Source organism: Rhizobacter sp. (genome assembly GCF_031412075.1).
Classification (GTDB): domain Bacteria; phylum Pseudomonadota; class Gammaproteobacteria; order Burkholderiales; family Burkholderiaceae_C; genus Rhizobacter.
Map to the genome: position 1 here is coordinate 1 of NZ_JANOCG010000104.1, position 3,353 is coordinate 3,353.

A 3,353-nucleotide genomic window follows, 5' to 3' on the forward strand; every position below is an offset into this window, starting at 1 on the left:
CTTGTCGGTGACCTGCTCGGCCATCTGCAACGCGGTGGCGCCGGGCCAGAACGCCTGCACGACCATGGCCCGGAAGGTGAACGGCGGGTCTTCGTCCTGCCCCAGCTGGAAGTAGGCCGCCAGGCCCAGCAGCAGCAGCACAACCAGCAGGTAGCGCGTGAGGGCCGGGTGTTCCAGCGCCCATTGGGAGATGTTGAAACGCTGCGCGGCGCGCACGGGCGTTGTCTCGGGGGGTGTGGTGCTCATGTGATGCTCAAGTGATGCCCAGAGATGCGTGCTTCACTTCACCGTGACCGGCGTACCGGCGTTGGCGGCGGCCACCGGCGGTGCGGCAGGGTCGACGTAGAGCTTCACTTGTTGACCGGGGTTAAGCACGTGCACACCCGCCGTCACGATCAGCTGGCCAGGCTTCAGGCCACTCGTCACCACGGCCTCGTTGCCTTCGGCGCCGGCCACCTGCACGGTTTGCGAGGCCACGGTCATCGTCGCCTTGTCGACCACCCACACGGTGGTGCGGCCCTGCTCTTCCCTCAAGGCCGACAAGGGCAGCTTGTTGACGCCAGCCACCTTGGGCATGTCGGCGACGATGGTGGCGGTTTGCCCCAGGCGCACCAGGTTGGCGGGCGTCTGGCCGAGATCGGCCTTGACGACGAAGGTGCGTGTCACCGGGTCGGCTGCAGCAGCGACTTCACGGATGCGCGCTGGCAGCGTCTCCTGGCTGGCGCCCCACAGCCGCGCCGAAACCCGGCCGGGCTGGGTGGCCAGCGCCTTGATGAGGCCCACCTTGTCTTCTGGCACGTTGAACACCACGTCGCGCGGGCCGTCGTGGGCCAGGCGCACCACCGGCGCACCGGCTGCCACCACCATGCCGGGCTCGGCGTCGACAGCGGTGATCACACCGCTTGCATCGGCCACCAGCGTGGCATAACCCGCCTGGTTGCCTTGCACGCTGGACTGGGCGCGTGACTGGTCGAGCTGCGCCTGAGCAGACTTGAGCGCGGTTTCACGCCGCTCCAGCTCGGCCGAGCTGATGAAACCCTGATCGCGCAGCTCCTTGAAGCGCTTGAAGTCAGCCGCGACCTGATCGAAGTTGGCCTGCGCCGCCACCATGCCGGCGCGGGCAGCGTCTTGACCGAGCTTCAGGTCTTGCGGGTCGAGCTGGGCCAGCACCTGGCCGGCTTTCACCGTGTCGCCCACGTTGACGTTGCGGCGCACGACCTTGCCGCCCACGCGGAAGCCGAGGCGAGATTCGGTTCGGGCGCGCACCTCGGCAGCGTATTCGTAGGTGCCGCCGGCGCTGTCGGCCGATACGATCAGGGTGCGCACCGCGCGCACGGGCGCGGCCGGCGGCTGAGCTTGCGTGCAGGCGGTCAAAACGGCGGCGCTGAGCAGTGAAATGAGCAGGGTGAAACGCATGGGAACCTCGGCGAAAGCTTGGGCAAAAGCGTGAACGAAGCGGGCAATGTGCGGTGCAGCAATCGGAAACCAGGCTCGATAACTGACTGACTGGTCAGTAATGTATTCGGCCGATTGGGCGCTGTCAAACACCGCGGGGGTCATGCTTCGTGCCACATTGCGCACCACCTTCCACGGCGACAATGCGCGCTCAAATCTGAGCCCCATGAGCGTCAATCACTACGAAAACTTCCCCGTTGCCTCGGTGCTGTGCCCGCCCGCACTGCGGCCCACGGTGGCCGCGATCTACTGGTTCGCACGCACCGCCGACGACCTTGCCGACGAGGGTGATGCCCTCCCCGCCCAGCGCCTCTCGGCGCTTGCCGCCTACCGCGCCGAGCTGCATGCCGCCGCTGGGGGCGCGGCGCCCGGCACCCAATGGCCGCAGGTGTTCACCCCGCTGAAGCAAGCCATCGATCGCCACGCCCTGCCCCTGACCTTGCTCGAAGACCTGCTCAGCGCCTTCGAGCAAGACGTTCACCAGAGCACCTACACCGACCGCGCCGAGCTGCTGGCCTATTGCCGCCGCTCGGCCAACCCGGTCGGGCGATTGCTGCTGCATCTGTATGGCGTGCAAGGCGCCGTGCAGCTGCGTCAGTCCGACGAGATCTGCACTGCGCTGCAACTGGCCAACTTCTGGCAAGACCTGAGCGTCGACACCCAGCGTGGCCGCGCCTACGTTCCACTCGCCGATTGCGCACGCCTCGGAGTGCCGCTGGCGGCGTTGCTGTCGCGCGAAGACTCAACCCGCACGCGCGCACTCGTTGCCGAGATGGTGGCCTGGGCCAAGTCGCTGATGCACAGCGGCGCCCCGCTCGTGCACGCCCTGCCCGGCCGCGCCGGCTGGGAGCTGCGCCTGGTGGTGCAAGGCGGTTTGCGCATCCTTGAAAAGATCGAACACATCAAGCACGGCAGCCTGCTCGCTCGGCCCACGCTGCGCTGGTACGACGCACCGCTGCTGCTGTGGCGCGCACTGCGCATGAAAGCGCCCACCTCCAGCTCACTGCGTGAGGCACGGCCATGACACCCGAGCAATACGTGCAGGAGAAGGCCGCCGCCAGCGGCTCCAGCTTCTATTACGCCTTCTTGTTCCTACCCCCGCCGCGGCGTGCGGCGATCACGGCGTTTTATGCGTTTTGCCGCGAGGTCGACGACGTGGTCGACGAAGTGCACGACCCCGCCATTGCCGCCACCAAACTTGCCTGGTGGCGCAAAGAGGTTGCGACGAGTTTTGCGGGCCAGCCGAGCCACCCGGCGATGAAGGCCCTGATGCCGCATGCGGCTGCCTTCGACATCCGCGCCGAACACCTGATGGCCGTCATCGAGGGATGCCAGATGGACCTGATCAGACCCGGTACCTCGACTTCGCGGGCCTTGAGCGCTACTGCCACCTGGTCGCCGGCGTCGTGGGCGAAGTGGCCTCATCCATCTTCGGCCGCACGTCGCCGTCCACCGTGCAGTACGCGCACAAGCTGGGCCTGGCCATGCAGCTCACCAACATCATTCGCGACGTTGGCGACGACGCCCGCCGTGGCCGCATCTACCTGCCGGTGTCGGAGTTGCAGCGCTTCGACGTCAAGGCGCACGAGGTGCTCAACCGCGGCTACAGCGAGCGTTTCACCGCCTTGATGAAGTTCCAGGCCGAGCGTGCCCACCGCATCTATGACGAAGCACTGGCGCTGCTGCCCGATACCGATCGCAAGGCGCAGAAGCCGGGTCTGATGATGGCCAACATCTACCGCACGCTGTTGCGCGAAATCGAGGCCGGCGGTTTCCAGGTGCTGCACCAACGCATCTCGCTCACGCCGCTGCGCAAGCTGTGGATCGCGTTGCGCACCAACTGGCGAGGCCGTTGTTGCGGCCAGCGCGGCGCGTGGCCGTTGTCGGGGGCGGCTGGG

General features: G+C 67.1%; 3 protein-coding genes and 1 pseudogene. 2 read left to right on the top strand and 2 right to left on the bottom strand.

Annotation, left to right across the window (positions count from 1 at the left end; translation table 11 throughout):
* Together RMO40_RS03900 and RMO40_RS03905 are read right to left on the bottom strand one after the other, a co-directional pair.
* The coding region (locus tag RMO40_RS03900; RefSeq protein ID WP_309716582.1) for a hypothetical protein at positions 1-246 on the bottom strand (246 nt) is incomplete at its 3' end.
* Positions 247-279: 33 nt separating this feature from the next.
* Positions 280-1,416 (bottom strand): efflux RND transporter periplasmic adaptor subunit, encoded by a 1,137-nt coding sequence (locus RMO40_RS03905; protein WP_309716585.1) that lies wholly within the window; start codon positions 1,414-1,416, stop codon positions 280-282.
* A 205-nt stretch (positions 1,417-1,621) separates the two neighbouring features.
* On the opposite strand from RMO40_RS03905, the gene hpnC reads away from it, so the two are divergent.
* The gene (hpnC, locus tag RMO40_RS03910) at positions 1,622-2,479 is read left to right on the top strand and encodes a squalene synthase HpnC (protein WP_309716588.1); all 858 of its coding nucleotides are present in this window, start codon (positions 1,622-1,624) and stop codon (positions 2,477-2,479) included.
* Positions 2,476-3,353 (top strand): annotated as a pseudogene (hpnD, locus tag RMO40_RS03915) (presqualene diphosphate synthase HpnD); the annotation flags it as partial. The gene hpnC and the pseudogene hpnD, both read left to right, overlap by 4 nt.

Coding starts and splice junctions, on each gene's coding strand:
- RMO40_RS03905 (WP_309716585.1), bottom strand. CDS start 1,416: ATGCGTTTCACCCTGCTCATTTCACTGCTCAGCGCCGCCGTTTTGACC.
- hpnC (WP_309716588.1), top strand. CDS start 1,622: ATGAGCGTCAATCACTACGAAAACTTCCCCGTTGCCTCGGTGCTGTGC.